The following is an 18,717-nucleotide window of genomic DNA, read 5'->3' as shown; positions in this document are numbered from 1 at the left end:
TTGCCTATATATTTCCATATGTTTTAGTGGGAAGCCATTTTTATTTGTATGCACAGAGTCTCTTGATGGAGCACTATGACACACACTCCAGTTTTGTTAAAAGAGATGCTATCACAACTTTCACCACAAGATGGTGGTATATACGTGGATGCCACATTTGGAGCTGGAGGATATAGCAAAGCAATATTGGAGTCAGCTGATTGCAAAGTACATGCAATTGATAGAGATGAAACGGTAACTAAGTTTTATGATGATTTAAGTGTTAGATATCCCGATAGAATAAAACTATTCATTGAGAAGTTTAGTAATATTAAAAGTATACTAAGCAGCGTTGAGCCATCTCCTGTCATCCCAGTACTTGATACTGGAAAAAATAACTGGTCACGCGCTGGAATGACATCAAACGGAGTGGATGGGGTGGTCTTTGACATCGGAGTTTCATCTATGCAGCTTGATAACGGAGATAGAGGGTTCTCATTTTTACATAATGGTCCACTCGATATGAGCATGGATAATTCTTCTTATATAAACGCTTCAACGTTTGTTAACGCTTTACGCGAAGAAGAAATTGCAAATACTATATATAACTACGGAGGAGAGCATCATTCTCGCAAAATTGCAAGAGCAATAATAAATGCACGGAAGAAGAAAACTATCAAAACTACATTTGAACTTGCGGATATTGTACGTTCCGTGGTATTTCGTGGAAAAAGCAAAATTGATCCTGCAACCAGAACATTTCAGGCAATCAGAATATGGGTAAACGATGAGCTGGGAGAACTTGAAAAGGGTATTAAAGCTGCATCTGAGATTTTAAGTGAGAATGGCAAATTAATTGTCGTCACCTTTCATTCCTTAGAAGATCGTATAGTCAAAACTTTTTTTAAAGATTTATGTGCTACTGATTGCAAGACATTCTCTCTTCTAAATAAAAAAGTGATCAAAGCAAGTATAGAAGAAGTAAGTGCAAATCCGCGTTCACGCTCAGCAAAACTAAGAGCTATACAGAAGTTGTCATGAGAACTTTCTGCATCATCTCAATAGTTATGTTTTTTCTTAGCATTGTAGGACTATTTAAGATAAAACTACATGTTCAGTCATTAAATAGAGAGCTAATAAAAATAAAAAGTGAAATTAGTTTAGTACAAAGTGATATAAAAGTTTTACAAGCAGAGTGGAGCTATTTGAATAATCCAAAAAGACTTGCAAGCCTTGTAAAGAAATACCTAAAAAATAACTCTTTAATACTGGCTAGCCAGGTTAAAAATCTTGACTCTTTAAATGGCCGCAGTGTGTTAGCACAACTTAAAACCCAGAGTTAAATTGGTTATACTAAGCTTTATCTTTTACAGATAAGCACACCACAATAAACTTTACTTTAGTATGAAATTGCTTGCGTAAGATTTTGGCAGCCTCTTAACATTTTTTGGCATTTCAATTACGTATTTAACGTTGCGTTTTTTTGCGTAGAATATTGCTTTTTCAAGAGAATCAAACTTTAATACAATCTGTTTTTTTGGATCTTTTGAGCCAATCCATCCCATTAAAGGTTCAATGTAGTAAGAACCAGATTCAATTTTCAGGTGCCAGAGATTTGTATTACCTAAACCAGATTGTGTTGCAGTTTTTGTTGGTTTATAAATCCTAAAAACTACTTTATCATCAATGCCCATAGTTCTTGTTAAATAAGCTTAAATATATATCTAAATAAATCCTTTCACAAACAATTAGTATGAAAGAATGAAGTTTGAAATAAATATTTTTATGTTATATTATTATTAAATTACATTAAAAGGATTAGCTGAATAGGAGTAATCGATGACACAACAAGAAATAGTAACAATTAATGCAGAGTTACGTGATATAACAAAAACAAAAGCGATGCATTCTCTAAGGAAGAAAGGAAACATCCCTGGAATCATATATGGAAAGGGCCATGATAATATAAATTTAACATTGTCTGCAAAGGAATTCACGAAGCAATATAAATCAGGCTCTCTTTCTGCACATTTGATAGAGCTGAATGTTTCGGGCAAAAAGGAATATGCTCTTGTTCGCGATATCCAATTGCATGTAGTAAAGGATACTGTGCAACATGTTGATTTTCAATTTGTTGATAAAGGCAGCGAAATTAAAATAGACATACCTCTATCATTTGTGAATGAAAGTAAAGCTCCAGGGATCAAGTTAGGTGGAGTGCTTAATGTTTTGTGTCGTTCTATTGCTGTTAAATGCTCTCCTGATAAAATACCTCAGGTTATTGAAGTTGATTTATCTGGTAAAATGATTGGCCAGTCTATACATATTAATGATGTAAAATTACCAGAAGGTGTTAAGTTTGTAGCTCATGAAGAAGAAAATTTTACTATTGTTACAATTTCTGCTGCCGATAGTGACGTTGAAAAACCTCAAGCAGAAACAGAGGAATAGTGCATCTGATAGTTGGACTTGGTAACCCTGGTAGTCAATATGAGTTAACTCATCATAATACCGGCTTCATCGTAGTTGATAAAATTTACAAATATTGGAATTTCCAGTCGTTTTCTAAAAAAGCCGATTATCTAATAACCTCTGGCATAATTAATGATAATAAAATCATGTTAATAAAGCCTTATTCATTTATGAATAATTCAGGCATCCCTGTTGCAAAAATACGAAACTTTTACAAATTATCGCTAGATAATATCGTTGTCATACACGATGACGCTGATTTGGAAATTGGAAGAATAAAAATAAAGAAAGGTGGTAGCTCTGCTGGCCATAATGGACTTAAATCCATAGATAGTTTTATTGGCAACGATTATTGGCGCTTGAGATTTGGAGTGGGTAGACCTGAAGATGAAAAAAGCTTAGCAGATTATGTATTATCAAAATTTTCAAATTTTGATAACGTTACTCCCTTAGTGGAAAAAATAGCAAAAAATATACACTTAATGCTGCAAGGAGATAATACAGCTTTTATCAATTTGATTGCATAATATTACGAAACACAAAACTAAATTTCGCACAATTAAAATAACAGACTTCTTGCACAAGCCACAACTGTCATTCAGTAGAAACGAAAAAACTTGCTTGACAAACTCCGCCAGCCCCCTTATTATAACAATAAGGGTATTTATGACTCAAAACTTGTTTTTGACCTGCAGGCTCAATGACAAAATTCAGTAAAAAACTCAGAGTATTTATTGGCGGATTACATAAAATTATAGCGGCTGCATGTCTTTTTTATTTTTTCTAAATTCAGCCAAATCGCGCTTATTTTAAGCGTTAGCACATTATTACAGCGCCACTTACAGTAATATAGAGTCAAAACTCGCACCACGGGGCTTCTTTTGCCTTTTTTTTTTGTTTGGTAAATTTCTTAAACATTTATAGCTAAACGACAACCGTCATCCCGCAGCGGGATCTCTTGTTAGCACCGCGGCGGTATGACGGTTCGTGGCGGAATGACGGTTAAGCAATTCGTCATCCCGCAGCGGGATCTCTTGTTAGCGCCGCGGCGGTATGACGGTTCGCGGTGGCATGACGATAACTTCGTCATCCCGCTACTTGTTAGCGGGATCTCTTGTTAGCGGATGAGATACCGCGAATGAATCGCAGTATGACGGTTCACGGTGGTATGACGGTTAAGCAATTCGTCATACCGCTACTTGTTAGCAGGATCTATGCTAAGAGATACCGCGAATGAACCGCGGTATGACGGTCTGCTGCTTGTTAGCGGCTAAGAGATACCGCGGCGGAATGACGGTTCGTGGTGGTATAGCAATTCGTCATCCCGCTACTTGTTAGCGGGATCTATGCTAAGAGATACCGCGAATGAACCGCGGTATGACGGTCTGCGGTGGAATGACGGTTCGCGGCGGAATGACGGTTAAGCAATTCGTCATCCCGCAGCGGGATCTCTTGTTAGCGGATGAGATACCGCGAATGAATCGCGGTATGACGGTCTGCTGCTTGTTAGCGGCTAAGAGATACCGTGGCGGAATGACGGTTCGTGGTGGTATAGCAATTCGTCATCCCGCTACTTGTTAGCGGGATCTATGCTAAGAGATACCGCGAATGAACCGCGGTATGACGGTTTGCGGTGGAATGACGGTTCGCGGCGGTATGACGGTTAAGCAATTCGTCATACCGCTACTTGTTAGCAGGATCTATGCTAAGAGATACCGCGGCGATATGACGTAGGGAAACGTCTTATTTTACCCTAATCGTTTATAACCTTTGGCACTACAAAATACCCATGTTCAGGTTTTGTATTGGACAATATCTCTTCTTTAATGTTTTGAGAATTTATAACATCATCGCGTACATGAATGTCCTTGTCTATACTGCCATAACGCATAGGAGAAACACCTTCGGTATTAACTTGCAATAAAGTATCATGTATCCAATCCAGCATTGTCAGTTCTTTGGAGTAGTGATCAATCTCGTCATTTGATAACTTAATCCTTACAAGCTGTACAATTTTAAGCATTTCTTCCTTGGTAATTGTTATTTTTCTCTTATTTGCAAATTCTATTAGTGAAGTAATAACGTCTTCTGTTGACTTAGCTGGCATCTTTACCTCCTTGGATGAAGTGAGTTAAAATATCTACGACCGAAACAACTTCTATTTTACCAGTTTTTTCAAGTTTGTGAAGTATAGTATCCGTAATCACTAATTTATCTAAAGAAGAGGAAGAAATTTTTTCAGCTGCACTTCCTGAAAGCACGCCATGTGTGATGCATGAAATTACGGACTTTGCTCCGCAATTTTTTAAAGCAAGGGCTGCATTACACAATGTTCCACCAGAGTCAACTATATCATCAACAATGACACAATTTTTATTCGCAACTTCTCCTATTATGTTCATTACTTGAGATGTGCCTGCTTTCTCCCTATATTTATCTACTACAATAATCTTATCACTTAACCCTATCTTGTACTTTTCCTCTAAAGTCTTTGCAAAAGCACGTGCTCTGCCAATTGCTCCAACATCAGGTGCAACAATTGCTAAATTTTCCGTGTGTATACAGTCAACAAATGCTTCAAAGCAGTTCAAATTAGTTATCGGTACATCAAAGAATCCTTCAATTTGACTTGAGTGCAAATCAATCACTGCAACACTACTTGCGCCTGCAGTTTGAATAAGATTTGCAACTAATTTGGCACTTAAAGCAGATTGCATATTATTGTTTTTGATAATTCTATCTTGCCTGCTATATCCATAATAAGGAATAATTACTACTATCCTTTTGGCTCCTAATCTATTTACTGCATCAATTATAAGCAGAAGCTCCATAAGGTTATCATTCACAGGGGGAGAAAGAGATTGTACTATGTATACTTCTTGATTATATAGATCATTTGCTACTTCCACATTTGCCTCGCCATCGGTAAACTTTGATATCCAAGCAGAGGATGGTTGAGCATCTAGCCGGTTAACTACTGATTCCCCTAATTCTTTACTAGCGTTACCTATTATTATCTTCATAACACACTAATTGAGTTTTTAAGATTATACAGAAATTATGAAATAATTGAAATGTAAGTTTCTTTATTTAGCATTCTTGTCGGCAAATTAGGTACCTATTGTACAATGACCTGTCATTTTCACGCATTGTTTCAATGTATGTTCCACCTGAAGTAAGTAAAATAGCGAGGTTTAAATGGCATTAAGATCAAAATTATTGGATGAAAAAGTGATTCACTAATAATGAGAATTGGTATTAGCTATAGAAAACTTGTATAGATTTTTTCTACTTCTGTGATATCATAAGCCTGTAATAATAAAATAAGCAAATATGGATAAGTCAGCGTATGAGATCATAGAACATGAGTATGATGTGGTAGTAGTAGGTGCAGGTGGAGCAGGGCTCAGAGCAACGCTTGGGATGGCTGCAACTAATTTTTCAGTTGCCTGCATTTCTAAAATTTTCCCTACACGAAGTCATACAGTTGCAGCACAAGGCGGAATTAGTGCAGCTTTAGGTAATATTGGTGAAGACGATTGGCGCTGGCATGCATATGACACAATAAAAGGTTCAGACTGGCTTGGTGATCAAGATGCAATAGAATATATGTGTAAAAACGCTGCTAAAGCTGTTATTGAACTTGAAAATTTTGGCGTACCTTTTTCTCGTACAGAAGATGGCAAAATATACCAGCGCTCTTTTGGTGGAATGACAACTCACTTTGGTAAAGGAAAATCAGCGCAGCGCACTTGTGCGGCAGCAGACAAAACTGGGCACGCAATCCTTCACACTCTATATCAGCAGTGTCTTAAATTCAACGCTGAATTTTTTGTTGAATACTTTGTGATTGATTTAATTATGGATAGCGAAACCGGAGCATGCTGCGGAGTTCTTGCTTGGTCGCTATGCGACGGTACATTACATAAATTTCGCGCACATTCGGTGGTGCTAGCAACAGGTGGATATGGACGTGTTTATTTTTCTGCAACAAGTGCGCATACCTGCACAGGCGATGGTAATGGCATGGTGGTGAGAGCTGGGTTACCACTTGAAGATATGGAATTTGTACAATTTCATCCAACAGGAATATATGGCTCAGGGTGCTTGATGACAGAAGGGTGCCGTGGAGAAGGGGGGTACCTCGTTAATTCTCAGGGCGAAAAGTTTATGGAACGTTACGCACCAAAAGCAAAAGATTTAGCTTCCCGTGATGTGGTAAGTCGTGCAATAACAATTGAAATTAGAGAGGGAAGGGGGGTTGGACCGAAAAAAGATCATATGTATTTAACTATAGCACATCTTGATCCGGAAGTAATAAAACTCAGATTGCCTGGCATCAGCGAAACCGCAAGAACTTTTGCTGGAGTTGATGTCACTAAAGATCCAATACCGGTCATTCCGACTGTTCACTATAACATGGGTGGCATTCTAACCAATTATTATGGAGAAGTGATCACGCTGAAGCAAGGTAAGGAAGAAGTGGTAGATGGACTATTTGCAATTGGAGAAGCTGCGTGTGTCTCTGTGCACGGTGCAAATCGACTTGGTTCTAACTCGCTTCTTGATCTTGTGGTTTTTGGTAGAGCTGCAGCACTCAAAGCAAAAGAGAAATTAAAATCCTGTACATCACATAAAAAATTGAGCTCAGATTGTACAGATTGGATAATAGATAGGTTTAATAAAATGCGATTTGCTTCTGGGAAACTCAAAGTAGCAAAAATACGCAGCGAAATGCAGAACACTATGCAAAAGTACGCATCAGTGTTCCGTGTTGCTGAAGTTTTAGAAGAAGGTAAAAAAGCTATAAAAAAGGTAGCAAAAATGATGCCTGATATTTCACTTGAAGATCGCAGTATGATATGGAACAGTGATTTAGTTGAAGCACTGGAGCTTGCTAACATGATCCAACAAGCGGTTATTACCATGGAATGCGCAGCTAATCGAGAGGAGAGTAGAGGTGCTCATGCTCGTGAAGATTTTCCTGAGCGTGATGACAAAAACTGGATGAAACACACCATAGCGTGGCTTGAAGAAAAGAAAGGGCAGATCAATGTAAAAATTGATTATAAAAAAGTGGCTGAAAAAACTCTTAGCGATGAAATTGACTTCATCGCTCCAGAAAAGAGGGTTTACTAGTTACACTATCCCTACACAATTTTTCAACGAGTTCATTATTGATATGGCACTCATTTAGTGCCTGGAGGACTCTCAGTATGTTCTGGTTGATTTGACGGCTCTTGTACTCTAGCATTAAAAGCATTTTCCAACTTTAAGTAAACAGGGTAACACATTGCACAAACCGCTATGGTCACTGATAAAGCGGCTGCAGCTATCATGTTTCCTGCTAAAGCACTAAATACTGTTGCAAAAATCAAACCTCCGAGTATCCATTTTACTGGGAGACTTATATTCTTACGAGCATTCTTCTTAGAAAAATGCTCTTCAAGTTCTTCCTGTGTTTCCGTGCCAGGGCTAACACCTGTTATATCTTTGATTCTTTTTGTAGTCTGATAATATTTTTGCTTATGATGCTCTTTAGGTATTGTTATATGGTCACTTTTATTCTCAGCACCATTTTGTAACAATTCTGCACAAAATTCAGCAGTATAATAATGTTTTGTAGGCCTTGATCTAACCCACCTAGAAAAGTCTTTTAACTTACTAGGTATCTTCTCTGTTTGTCTAATTAAAGCAACTTGCACTGGATATTTATCATCTTTATTTTGGGCGTTTATAGCCTTATGCAATTCTTCTGAAGATATTACTCCTTTTTTTTCAAAATCTAATATTAACTTCAAATATTTGATTTTATATTCCCCTTTAAGTAAAGCAATGTGGTGTAAGGCATTATTTTTATTTGCACCTTCAAGGCTAATATCTGCCCCTTTTTGCAATAACTCTTCAAAACGTTCTTTATCATTATCTTTAATTGCTAAATGTAACGGATAATCACTATTACTATTTGGAGTGTTTACAGTATGTGCTACAATTTCTTTAACTTTTGCTTCTGTCTTAGTTTTTATTTCCTGCTTTAGCTCAGCCTTTTCAGCTAATTTCTCTAAAAATTTACGATAGTATTTATTTTGCCCCTTAGACAATTTTTTTAAGCTTTCCTCAGGTAATTCTAACTGATCATGGCTGGCTCCATGCTCTAACAATTTTGTAAGAAACTTAAGTGTGTTATCGTTACTTCGAATTGTATGAGATTCATGTTTTTCTTTTGTTATCTTGTCAATTAGTGCCACCTGAAGAGCGTCCTGATTTTTACTGTCAACAAGTTGTGCTAGATCTTCCTCGGTGACCGTTTTTATTAGGGTACCCAGAAACTTGCATTTCTGTTTCTTTTTGAGCGATGCAATAAGGTGTAAAATATTATTTCCTTTTTTATCTTTTATGCTGCTAATATCTGTGCAATCTTTGAGATATTTTTTAAATTTCCTGTTATTTCCATTTTTGATCGCTTTTAGTAATAGAGCATTGTTATTTGTTATTTCGTTGCTTATTTCTACTTTATGATCACCTTCAACATCGCTACCGTAGCCACTTTCTGCTTCACTATCTTCACTATTCCTACGATCATTTTGGTTGTGGGTAAAACAATATCTGCTATTATAAGTAATTTCTGAAATTACTTGTCCTATTTCCTCTTTTTTTATAGGGTCTAGTTCTTTCGATATTTTTCTATTCAATACCGGAAGAAAGCATTGGACATAATACCTATAATATTTTTCTTGTTCTCTAAGTGATTCTTCTAATTTAGTTAATACTTCAGAGCTAGCACCTTCCTTGAATAACCTTTTACACTCCTTGAGAGCTCCATCTTGACCTCTTGGTTTTTCACGCTTATGCTCTTCTTTTTTTACCTTTCTCTCTATAATGCCATACAATTGCTCGTCTTTTCTATCCTGCTCTCGCTTTTTATTTTTATCTATGCATTCGTCTAATTTATCTGCATTAGTAGCTAGTGCGCTTAGATCTATACCCATACTAAAACCTCAATATTAAAAGCTATTTAAGTTGTCAGCACTAAACTAACAACCAAGAAGTTTGACTTTTAAATTGAGCTAAACGTTGTATATGTGATCAAAATATAGGTGGAAAGGCAGAAAACTAGTTTCTATTAGAAAATCTGTTATCATAGTCAAATCCTCACTTGAACAGTTGTCTACTATTTTAACCATTTTGTCTTAAAAAATAATAAATATAGCTAAACTGCAAAACGTGCTACTGGCTAAAATATAGCTAAACTGACTGAGATTTACCGACAATTTGAAAAACCGTAATCCCGCTACTTGTTAGCGGGATCTAGAGATACCGCGAATGAATCGCGGTATGACGTGTTAGCTATAGGATAAGAAACTATAGCTGCAAATATCCAAATTGATGTTTTTATCAGTCTTCCAGACTTGGTTTTTCTTTTAGTTTTTTAAGTCTTTCTTTATTTAGTATGGAGCTTATCTCTTCTACACTTTTATCAATATCATCATTGATTATTACATAATCATATTTATCACGTTTGCTTATCTCTTTTTGAGCTTCGGCTAATCTGCGCTCTATTTCGCTCGCATCATCACTATTACGCTTTTGCAAACGCAACCTAAGCTCTTCCATTGAAGGGGGAAGTATAAAAACACTCACAACTTTTTTTCTCATGAGCTTGAATAAGTGAAATGCTCCTTGCCAGTCTATGCTTAGTAAAACGCTTATTCCACTGCTCAGGTTTTGCTCTATAAAATCTTTTGGTATACCATAAAAATTCTCAAAAACTTTGGCGTATTCAAGCATCTGACCAGCTTCGCATAACTCGTGAAATTTTTCTTCGGTAACGAAAAAATAGTCTTTTCCATTTATTTCGCCGGAGCGAGGCTTGCGCGTAGTCATAGAAACAGACCTAACTAAATTAGTTGATCGCTCAAGTAATTTTGCTGATATAGTAGTTTTTCCAGCTCCAGAAGGGGAGGATAGAACCAATAATACGCCCTCACTTTTTACGGTCATTTTTCTTTGCATTTTTTAACATGGCGCTTTTTTGATCAGAGTTTAAAAAGCTAGAACCTTCTAAATTAGAATTTGATAAGTTGGTGCCAATGAGAGAAGAGTTATCAAAGACAGTATAGCGCAAATCGGTCTTTTCAAAATTTGCCTTATTCAAATTAACGTTTACAAACTTTGCTCTACTCAATGTTGAATTAGAAAAATCAGCATTTTCCAAATTCATATTCTTAAATTCAAAGTAAGAATAATTTACATCAAATTTTTCACCCTGTGATATTTTCTCTTGCAAATCTCCAATTGAAGTTATAGCGTTTTCTAACCCTGCAAGTTTTTTCTGCCCTTGATTGTCAATCAAAATTGAATTATCAAACTTGCAATCTGTTAAATGAGCATCAGCAACTGAACTTTTATATATGCTTGAAGAGTGAAAAGACATATCACTAATTGTTAAATTGCTCAAATTGCTAAGAAAAAAGCTAGTTTTCCTAAAGGCATTAGCGTGAAGCAAAGAAGATCTGAAATCGCTTTCAATAAAATTTGAATTAGTTACTTTTAAATTGGACCAGCTCGAATTATCAGCTAATAAATTAAAGAATGTTGAATTTTCTATTTCACTGGAATCAATATTATGGTGAGAAAGTGTACTGTTATAAACTTGAGAGTCTTGGATTTTTATCTTATACATTGAAGTTGTAGAAAGGTTTGAATCTTCTATCTTTGCAGAAGTGAATAGTGAATGGTCAAAAAATGAGCCATTCATGTTAGAATTCGCAACTTTAGTATTATGAAACTTTCCGTGACGAATGTCAGCATTAGAGACATTAACTTGATGCAGTTCACTAAAACTAAAATCAATATTGGATAAATCAGCATCCTGAAGACTTGCTTCAGAAACATATACATGTTTTATCTTGGAACCATTTAGTATAGATTGAACAAAACTTGAATTATCGTCATTCACATAGGAAATTTGTGTGTTGCTTAAATTAGCTTCGTCGAAGTTACTGTTAATTATGATAGAAGAATTAAGGCAGGCATCGGAAAGATTGCTACCTGTAAAGTCTGATTCTTTTAACTCTGCACCATATATGTTAGCATTTTTTAATGAAGAAAATTGTATCTTTAATTTATATGCATCCACTCCAAAGAAACTTGCATTATCAAGGTTATTTTTCTGCATAACAGTATCGTTTATTTCACTATCATTAAAATTTACGTAGCTAACATTCGAGTTTGATAAGTTGGAGAGATTCATTTTCACATTCGAGAAATTAGTATGCAAACCAATTACGTTGTGCATACTTACTTTTTTGAGATCGGAACTGATAAAATCAGCATAACTAACATTAGACTGATCAAATACGATATCTGTTAAGTTTGCAGAAACAAATTTTGTAAAACTTAAATTTGTACCCTTTATTTTAATGCCATGTAAATTAGCATTGGAGAAATTAGCACCACGTAAATCAACATCAATGAAAGACACGTCGGATAAATCAGTATTAGAAAAATCAGCACCAATCAGACTTACTCCATCAAAAACAGATCCACTTAGGTACAATTGGCTAAAATTAGCTCCATTTAAGTTAGAGCCAAAACCTTTCTTAAAATCTTCTGGCACGCACTCTTTGTGGCACTGCACCAAAAATTCAGCAAAGTCTTTTTTACTGTAAGATACGTATTTTGCATCATGTAGAGCGTTTAAAAAATCACTAATCTGATTCTTTTCATCATTTGTTTCATTTCCATAACATAAATGACCAACTAAAATTAATATCAAAAATCTAATCATCTTGCTTATCGCACTGCGACTCATTGTTTTCTTTCGTTTTCACAGCCCAATCGTACATTGCTGAGCTTTCTTTATTGTCTATTTTTCTATCCTCCAAAAGGTGTGGCATCATTTCGGCAATCGCATTTATTATATTGATCTGCTTTTTTTCGATTGCTATATCAATTGGGGATTGAAAATTATTATTAACTACTCTAAGATCAGCACCTTGTAATAAGAGAAAGCGCACTATTTCTACCTCACCTTGTTTAACTGAATAAATGAGAGGAGTATCACCCAATTTATTTCTAAACCTTAGTATCTCTTGAGTTGTTAATCCAATTTTTTCTAGCTTACTCATTATTCCTCTTAAGCAAGGTAAGTTATTTTTCTTAATACAGTAAAAAAATTGCTTACTGTAATCATCAATAAATACAGTTGTAGGAAGATGCTCATTAAGGCTATCATATTGTCGTTTATATATTGACTTGCTTTGTATATCTTTATGACCCCATTCTTTTATTGTTTCTCTGTTTAGCTTTGTCCATTTTTGTAAATTTTTCTTTTCACTTTGCTCTTCTTCATCTTTTTTAGTTATAGGTTTTACTCTATTGCGGTTCTTAGAATTATTGTTTGTTTCTTTCACTTTTTTTTCTTCAAACTGATTCTCTACTTTTTCTTTTTTTCCCTCTAATAATTGACTTGCATCACTTTTTGAAAGTTCATTATCTTTTATATCAATCTTCTGATCAGCTTGTAGATTTTTTTCCGGGTCAGTTGTATTCTCATTTAAATCAGCACTTAAAGGCAAAGGCTCTGGTTTCAAATCTTTATTCACTTCTTTATTGGCCACATTTGGTAAATTTCGAGCAAATTCGCCTGTACTTTCTTCTAGCTGGTCATTTGGCAAATCTTTATCAATCCTTTCACCTTCACTTATAGTTTTTTCAACCACGGAAGCTTTGTTCTCATTTTGTTTCAGCTTCTCTTTATCGGTTACTCTTTTGCTCTCAGCCTCCTGTGTTTGTTTAGCATCGACGTTGCTTTTCAACTCATCTTTTTGATTTGTGCTATCTTGCTTCCTTACACCTACATTTTCGTTTTTATGAACTGATTCAATTTTCTTTTCTTCAAATTGCTCTACAGCAAATAGGCTCAGTGATCCCAATACAACAACTAATAATACAAAGTATAAAATACTCTTCATAAATATTCCAAAGCATAAGCTTAATTAAGATGATACTATAATCAAATGATTAATCTACAGTAAAAAATGCCTTAGATAAAAAACCAATAGATTTCTTGCATTACTTTTTCTGGGTAAGATCAATTGTTTCTTAAACCTCTCCCCTAAAAGAATACACTGTAGAAGGAGGAGTTTCTTCTCCCAAGAAAGCTACACATTAAACCTAAAGTGCATTATATCACCATCTTGTACGATATAATCTCTGCCTTCGAAGCGAATTTTTCCTGCGTCTTTGCAAGCTAATTCACTTCCATACTTTATGTAGTCTGCAAAGCTTATCGTCTCTGCTTTTATAAAGCCTTTCTCAAAATCAGTGTGGATTACACCTGCTGCCTTATCAGCTGTTGATCCTATTTTTACTGGCCATGCCCGTGCTTCTTTGGGGCCCACAGTAAAGAAAGTTATCATACTCAGCACTTCATACATAATATGCGCTACTCCATCAAGGCCTGATTCTTGTAAGCCAAATTCTGATAAAAAACTCTGTTTTTCCTCTTCACTATCAAGATTTGCAATATCTGCTTCAAGTTTTGCTGAAATGCAATAAAATTTGCTTTTATTTTCCTCCGCCATTCTCTCTACCTTTTTAGATAATTCATTGCCAGTTATAACATTTGTATCTTCAACATTGCAAACGTACATAACGGGCTTTGTTGTCAGCAATTGAAGCGATTTCATCTCATCTCCATCGATATGTCTTGCAGGTTTACCTGACTTTAAAGTAGCTAAAACTTCCTGCATTAAATCAAGTTGTCTCTTTAGCTCTTTATCACCTTGCTTTGCTTTCTTTTCCAATTGAGGAAGCCTTTTTTCTATGCTATCAATATCAGCTAGGATTAATTCCATTTCTACCACTTCAGCATCTGATATTGGATCTATTTTACTGTGTACATGGCTGATATCGTCATCCGTAAAGCACCTGAGTAGATGAACGATGGCATCAACTTCTCTGATATGGCTTAAAAATTTATTGCCGAGCCCTTCACCTTTGCTCGCACCCTTTACCAGGCCTGCAATATCCACAACTTCTAATTGGTTATAGATTGTCTTCTCTGAACCGGCAATTGCTGCGATTTGTTTCAAACGCTGATCCTTTATCGAAATCCTGCCTATATTTGGCTCGATTGTGCAAAAAGGATAATTTGCAGCTTCGGCTGCACTTGACTCTGTAAGTGCATTAAATAAGGTTGATTTTCCTATGTTTGGTAACCCAACTATACCGCAGTTAAAGCTCATATTTGCTATTTAAAGCCATAATTATTGCATAATTTAAAAATTTTTGCTATACTTAATTAGTTACTTATTAATAATTTCATTGATATAGTAATATATAGCTTAAGTAAGGTAAAAATTATGGCTGCATCTAGGAAACGGAAACTACCAAGTGATTTTCATTATGTTGAAAATACAAAAAGGTTCAAGATCTCAGAGCAAGAAATAGCTCCTTTGAGTAGCAAGCCTTACCCTGGCAACTTTCACATAGGGCGAGCAATTGGTAATGGAAGCTGTTTTTTTGACTCGTTCAGACAAAGTCTAGAACAACAGACAGGAGAGCAAGTTACTGTCGAAAAATTAAGAAATGATTGTAAAGAATTTGCGCAAAACAACCCGCCAGAGTGGTTCATAAATGCAATTACCAATAGTTATGATAATAGTGGCCAGCGCCGTAGTGAAACTGTAGATAATTATACAGCAAACATTATGCATAACGATAGGTGGGGTGATCCTGAAGTTGAAGGCAGAATACTTTGCGGGAAGTATGATGTAAAATTGCATGTTATAGAGAACCAGACTGTTGATAACCAAGATCTGTCTTTGCATCAATTAATAGATGATTCAGGCTCAAAAAATGCAGGTGAATACAATAAAGTTAATTATGACGACAGTAGTGTTTTGCATGTAATAAACAAAGGCTATGCTCATTTCGAGCCATTGCTTGATATAAACAAAAGTTTAGCAAAACAAGAACAAGAAGATTTCCTATTAGCAAAAAAACTTCAGGTAGATGAGATCTTGGAATATTGTAACCTTTCAAAGGATATCTCTGAGAGAGCAGAGGTTGAGAAGAGACTTGATGAGTTATTGGCAGAAAATGCTGATGGAAAAATTTGTGATGTTGTAGAACAGTGCGTTAGTGATATAAAGCAGCACATAGAGCGTTCTGAAGAGCAAAACCCTTCAAGTTTACTAAGTTCAAGATGTGGTACGGAATCGATGGCAGAACAACCATTTCATCCACAACAAATACTTGTAAAATAAATCTTCATAGCCCTGTATATTTTTATATAGGGCTTTTTGCTTGCATTTCATATAATATGAACTGCAGCATATACTAACTAAATGCAAGTTGACCATGAAACTAGTTTAATTATCGATGCCATAGAGGAATTTGGTGGTGAGGCTAGGCTTGTCGGCGGGTGTGTGAGAGACTCAATTTTGCAGCGTGACATTCACGACATTGACCTCGCTACCAATCTTCTGCCTGATCAAGCAATTAAAGCATTAAAACTCCGTAATATAAAAACTATTCCAACTGGCTTAAAACATGGAACTATCACTGCAATCTTAAATCAGAGGTCTTTTGAAATTACAACACTAAGACATGATGTGAAATGTGATGGCAGGCATGCGAGAGTAGAATTTACTAATAATTGGCAAACAGATGCTTCAAGGCGTGACTTTACATTTAACGCTCTATATGCAGATAAGCATGGCCATATATATGACTACTTTGGTGGTACCCAGGACTTAAAAGCGCAAAGATTAAACTTTATAGGCAACGCTGAAGATAGAATTAAAGAAGACTATCTACGTATTTTAAGAGCATTTCGTTTTCATGCAAAAATATGTGTCGGAGATTTGAGTGATGAAATACTAAGCGTATGCAAAAAGCATTCGCATATGATCCAAAACCTCTCTGGAGAGAGAATAAGAGATGAAATACTTAAATTGCTGGAGTGCAATGATCCTTTTCCAACACTTAAGAGTATGCAAGAATCTGATGTTTTGCAAAAGATTATCCCAAAAGAAGTAAAATGCGAAATTCTATCTTCGTCATTTCTTTTCGGCACTGATGCGCTAGTAAAATTAGCGTTACTCCTTAGGACTACTAAAAAAAATGACAGGCTAAGTCTTGGAGAATATGTAAGCAAGTTTCTACGTCTTTCGAAAAAGCAAAAGAAAAAGCTGTCGTTTTTACTATCCAACAATATCAAAACAGAACTCTCAGAAAAAGAGCAAAAAAAATACATATCTTTATTTGGTAGAGAATTATATTGTGATTTAGTGAAAATTTGTGGTGTTGAATCTGGAACAAATGTTGATGAATACATCTCATTTGCTAAGGTGTTTGATATCACGAAATTTCCTTTATCTGGCAATGATTTAATAAGTATAGGTCACCAGCCAGGAAAAAGTTTAGGTAGGAGCTTGGAGTTGCTAAAACAACATTGGGAAGACAGCTCCTACACTTTAACAAAAGAGGAGCTGGTGCTTTATATTAAGAGCCTACTCTAACTTGCTTTCCGACTGTTCAATGAATGTATGCTTACAGTATTAGTGTGACTCATCGAGAAATTAGGTGTGTATTCTTTTTTAGCTTTTTCTGTTAATTGGTATTCGTTTACTCCTCCTTGAGTTTGATTACACATTCCCTGATCTGTAGATAAAAATTTATCTCTTATGCTTGATGTCAGTTGTAACTCTTGAATCTTATCTGAAAAAAATCTCATTCTAGCTTCTATTAGCTTTTTCACAACAATTTCTTTAAGTAATTTTACTGAGTCGTTATTATTATTATTTTCGCTATTAAAGCTGTGCAAAATAGAGTTTACAATCTTATCTACCCCTTGTTTGTTAAGTTCTAATTCTTTTGCGCATTTTCTAACAGAAGGTGACAACTTGGTTTTTAACGTATAATGTTTATTGACAACTTCTTTAACCTTGGCTTCTATGATCTCCCTTGCGGATTGTTTCAAATTACTTTCTAATAATTCAAGCAGCTTACTGCTTTTAAATTTGCCATCATCTTGATTTGATAGAGACTTTATAGTTTCATTAAGCACGTTATGGCAAAAGTGTTTCTCTTTAAATTCAGGAAAACCTTTTTTTAACTCCTCGTTTTTCCCAGATAAAAAGTTATTGAGACCCTTATCCCTAGAAAGCTTATTGGGCAAGTTTCGTAATTTTGAAAGAGTTGATTCAGTAGTTGATTTTGCAGTAGATACTGTACTCACTGCACCTGCCTTTTTAGCCAATTGACCTCCTTTTGCTTCCTGTAGTTTCTTAGTGTCAGCTTTCAATTGACCTTCTAAATCAATCTCAAATTGTTGTTTAGATTCCTGAGCACTTTGTAATTGCTTCCCCAAGTTCTCCATTTCACCCAATTGAGCAGTCAATGTATTCACTCTTAATCGTAGAGCTTCGTTTTCATGACCTAAGCCACTGACTTTATTTTCTAATTCAGTATTTTTGTCTTTAGCCTGCCACAATTTATCAGTCTGTGATTTAAGTAAAGCCACTAATTTGCTAGCTTGCCATTGTTGATTCAATTCAATTAATTTATCCTCCTTGTCCTTTAACCTACTCTTAAGTTCTATTATTTGTGCTTGCAGACTTTCATTATCTTTCCTAGTAGCTTCAATTTCGTCTCCTTGCTCTCTTATTATCATGTATTGATCAAATATAGTTTTCTGTTGTTCATCAACTTTATCCTGCATTGCTTTTTTATCTTGTTTGTATTTGGTTAGTTCCTCTTCTCGTTCGCCTGCATCTTCTGTAAGTCCCTTATAACTCTTTTCAAATCCTTCAATTGCAGATTGTAATTCTCTATTTTCTTCTTTTAAGGAAGCATTTTGTAAACGTTCAAGTTCTAATTCCTGATTTATGCCCTCCAGCTGTTCTTTTAATGCTTCATCATCTTCCTCTGTTATCAATGCTACTCCATCAGTCTGAACCCCTCCATCTTTGTTTATCACTACACTTTGGCTCTCTTTCTCTACAACTTCAGGTTTTAAGTCAACTTGAACACTTCCATCTATTGTCTTAAAAGCATCAGTTTGAACTTCATTGTTTGCAGTAGTTTTATCGTAGTACAAAATATTTTCTGCCCATCTGTTCCATCTCTTGGGCAATATTCGTCCAATCGTTTTTAGGTATAACCAAGCAAATACAGTAGACCAGCTGTATTTTTTTTTCCTTTCGTTTAATATTAATTTCATAATTAACCTTATTATTAATATTTAGCATAAAG

General features: G+C 35.4%; 19 protein-coding genes. 10 read left to right on the top strand and 9 right to left on the bottom strand.

Annotated elements, in window-relative coordinates:
- Window positions 1-75 precede the first annotated feature (75 nt).
- Both rsmH and ftsL read left to right on the top strand, forming a co-directional pair.
- On the top strand, window positions 76-1,020 hold the full coding sequence (gene rsmH / locus NHG98_RS05385; RefSeq protein ID WP_096617863.1) for a 16S rRNA (cytosine(1402)-N(4))-methyltransferase RsmH: 945 nt from the start codon (window positions 76-78) through the stop codon (window positions 1,018-1,020).
- Window positions 1,017-1,322 carry a cell division protein FtsL gene (ftsL, locus tag NHG98_RS05380; protein ID WP_096617865.1) on the top strand — a complete coding sequence of 102 codons (306 nt, stop codon included), beginning with the start codon at window positions 1,017-1,019 and terminating at the stop codon, window positions 1,320-1,322. The genes rsmH and ftsL overlap by 4 nt, the downstream gene beginning before the upstream one ends.
- Before the next feature lie 51 nt (window positions 1,323-1,373).
- On the opposite strand, the gene NHG98_RS05375 is transcribed toward ftsL, so the two are convergent.
- On the bottom strand, window positions 1,374-1,673 hold the full coding sequence (locus NHG98_RS05375) for an ETC complex I subunit (RefSeq protein WP_096617867.1): 300 nt from the start codon (window positions 1,671-1,673) through the stop codon (window positions 1,374-1,376).
- 145 nt (window positions 1,674-1,818) lie between these two features.
- On the opposite strand from NHG98_RS05375, the gene NHG98_RS05370 reads away from it, so the two are divergent.
- From NHG98_RS05370 to NHG98_RS05350, 5 genes are all read left to right on the top strand, one after another.
- A complete protein-coding gene (locus NHG98_RS05370) occupies window positions 1,819-2,430 on the top strand; it encodes a 50S ribosomal protein L25/general stress protein Ctc (RefSeq protein WP_096617869.1) in 612 nt (203 codons plus the stop codon).
- Window positions 2,430-2,978 (top strand): aminoacyl-tRNA hydrolase, encoded by a 549-nt coding sequence (gene pth / locus NHG98_RS05365; protein ID WP_096617871.1) that lies wholly within the window; start codon window positions 2,430-2,432, stop codon window positions 2,976-2,978. The genes NHG98_RS05370 and pth overlap by 1 nt, the downstream gene beginning before the upstream one ends.
- A 450-nt stretch (window positions 2,979-3,428) precedes the next feature.
- Window positions 3,429-3,572, top strand: a complete 144-nt coding sequence (locus NHG98_RS05360; RefSeq protein ID WP_259245361.1) for a hypothetical protein — start codon at window positions 3,429-3,431, stop codon at window positions 3,570-3,572.
- A gap of 244 nt (window positions 3,573-3,816) precedes the next feature.
- A complete protein-coding gene (locus NHG98_RS05355) occupies window positions 3,817-4,032 on the top strand; it encodes a hypothetical protein (RefSeq protein WP_259245360.1) in 216 nt (71 codons plus the stop codon).
- A gap of 27 nt (window positions 4,033-4,059) precedes the next feature.
- Entirely contained in the window at window positions 4,060-4,185 is a 126-nt protein-coding gene (locus NHG98_RS05350; RefSeq protein ID WP_259245359.1) for a hypothetical protein, read from the top strand.
- Window positions 4,186-4,204: 19 nt separating this feature from the next.
- On the opposite strand, the gene NHG98_RS05345 is transcribed toward NHG98_RS05350, so the two are convergent.
- Window positions 4,205-4,558: an Asp-tRNA(Asn)/Glu-tRNA(Gln) amidotransferase subunit GatC gene (locus tag NHG98_RS05345; RefSeq protein ID WP_096616013.1), complete on the bottom strand. Its 354-nt coding sequence runs from the start codon at window positions 4,556-4,558 to the stop codon at window positions 4,205-4,207.
- The gene (locus tag NHG98_RS05340; RefSeq protein WP_096616015.1) at window positions 4,548-5,474 is read right to left on the bottom strand and encodes a ribose-phosphate diphosphokinase; all 927 of its coding nucleotides are present in this window, start codon (window positions 5,472-5,474) and stop codon (window positions 4,548-4,550) included. The genes NHG98_RS05345 and NHG98_RS05340 overlap by 11 nt, the downstream gene beginning before the upstream one ends.
- 310 nt (window positions 5,475-5,784) lie before the next feature.
- On the opposite strand from NHG98_RS05340, the gene sdhA reads away from it, so the two are divergent.
- Window positions 5,785-7,590 (top strand): succinate dehydrogenase flavoprotein subunit, encoded by a 1,806-nt coding sequence (gene sdhA, locus NHG98_RS05335; protein ID WP_096616017.1) that lies wholly within the window; start codon window positions 5,785-5,787, stop codon window positions 7,588-7,590.
- A gap of 50 nt (window positions 7,591-7,640) precedes the next feature.
- Here sdhA and NHG98_RS05330 read toward each other — a convergent pair whose 3' ends face one another.
- The 5 genes from NHG98_RS05330 to ychF all read right to left on the bottom strand — a co-directional run bounded on the left by NHG98_RS05330 (window position 7,641) and on the right by ychF (window position 14,702).
- Window positions 7,641-9,440: an ankyrin repeat domain-containing protein gene (locus NHG98_RS05330; protein ID WP_259245358.1), complete on the bottom strand. Its 1,800-nt coding sequence runs from the start codon at window positions 9,438-9,440 to the stop codon at window positions 7,641-7,643.
- A gap of 406 nt (window positions 9,441-9,846) precedes the next feature.
- The gene (gmk, locus tag NHG98_RS05325; RefSeq protein ID WP_096616033.1) at window positions 9,847-10,452 is read right to left on the bottom strand and encodes a guanylate kinase; all 606 of its coding nucleotides are present in this window, start codon (window positions 10,450-10,452) and stop codon (window positions 9,847-9,849) included.
- Window positions 10,436-12,241: a pentapeptide repeat-containing protein gene (locus NHG98_RS05320; protein WP_096616019.1), complete on the bottom strand. Its 1,806-nt coding sequence runs from the start codon at window positions 12,239-12,241 to the stop codon at window positions 10,436-10,438. Before NHG98_RS05320 ends, gmk begins: the two co-directional genes overlap by 17 nt.
- The gene (locus NHG98_RS05315; protein WP_096616021.1) at window positions 12,234-13,427 is read right to left on the bottom strand and encodes an ankyrin repeat domain-containing protein; all 1,194 of its coding nucleotides are present in this window, start codon (window positions 13,425-13,427) and stop codon (window positions 12,234-12,236) included. The genes NHG98_RS05320 and NHG98_RS05315 overlap by 8 nt, the downstream gene beginning before the upstream one ends.
- 189 nt (window positions 13,428-13,616) lie before the next feature.
- The gene (ychF, locus tag NHG98_RS05310; protein ID WP_096616023.1) at window positions 13,617-14,702 is read right to left on the bottom strand and encodes a redox-regulated ATPase YchF; all 1,086 of its coding nucleotides are present in this window, start codon (window positions 14,700-14,702) and stop codon (window positions 13,617-13,619) included.
- A 117-nt stretch (window positions 14,703-14,819) separates the two neighbouring features.
- On the opposite strand from ychF, the gene NHG98_RS05305 reads away from it, so the two are divergent.
- Together NHG98_RS05305 and NHG98_RS05300 are read left to right on the top strand one after the other, a co-directional pair.
- On the top strand, window positions 14,820-15,725 hold the full coding sequence (locus NHG98_RS05305; RefSeq protein WP_096616025.1) for an OTU domain-containing protein: 906 nt from the start codon (window positions 14,820-14,822) through the stop codon (window positions 15,723-15,725).
- Window positions 15,726-15,806: 81 nt separating this feature from the next.
- Window positions 15,807-16,982, top strand: coding sequence for a CCA tRNA nucleotidyltransferase (locus NHG98_RS05300; protein ID WP_096616027.1), 1,176 nt, complete (start codon window positions 15,807-15,809; stop codon window positions 16,980-16,982).
- On the opposite strand, the gene NHG98_RS05295 is transcribed toward NHG98_RS05300, so the two are convergent.
- Window positions 16,979-18,685: a coiled-coil domain-containing protein gene (locus NHG98_RS05295; protein ID WP_096616029.1), complete on the bottom strand. Its 1,707-nt coding sequence runs from the start codon at window positions 18,683-18,685 to the stop codon at window positions 16,979-16,981. The two genes, NHG98_RS05300 and NHG98_RS05295, sit on opposite strands and share 4 nt — an antisense overlap.
- Window positions 18,686-18,717 lie beyond the last annotated feature (32 nt).

Source organism: Wolbachia endosymbiont of Aedes albopictus (assembly GCF_024804185.1).
GTDB classification, from domain to species: domain Bacteria; phylum Pseudomonadota; class Alphaproteobacteria; order Rickettsiales; family Anaplasmataceae; genus Wolbachia; species Wolbachia pipientis_B.
The sequence above is the reverse complement of the archived record's forward strand: the minus strand, read 5'-3'. Positions and strand labels throughout refer to the sequence as shown.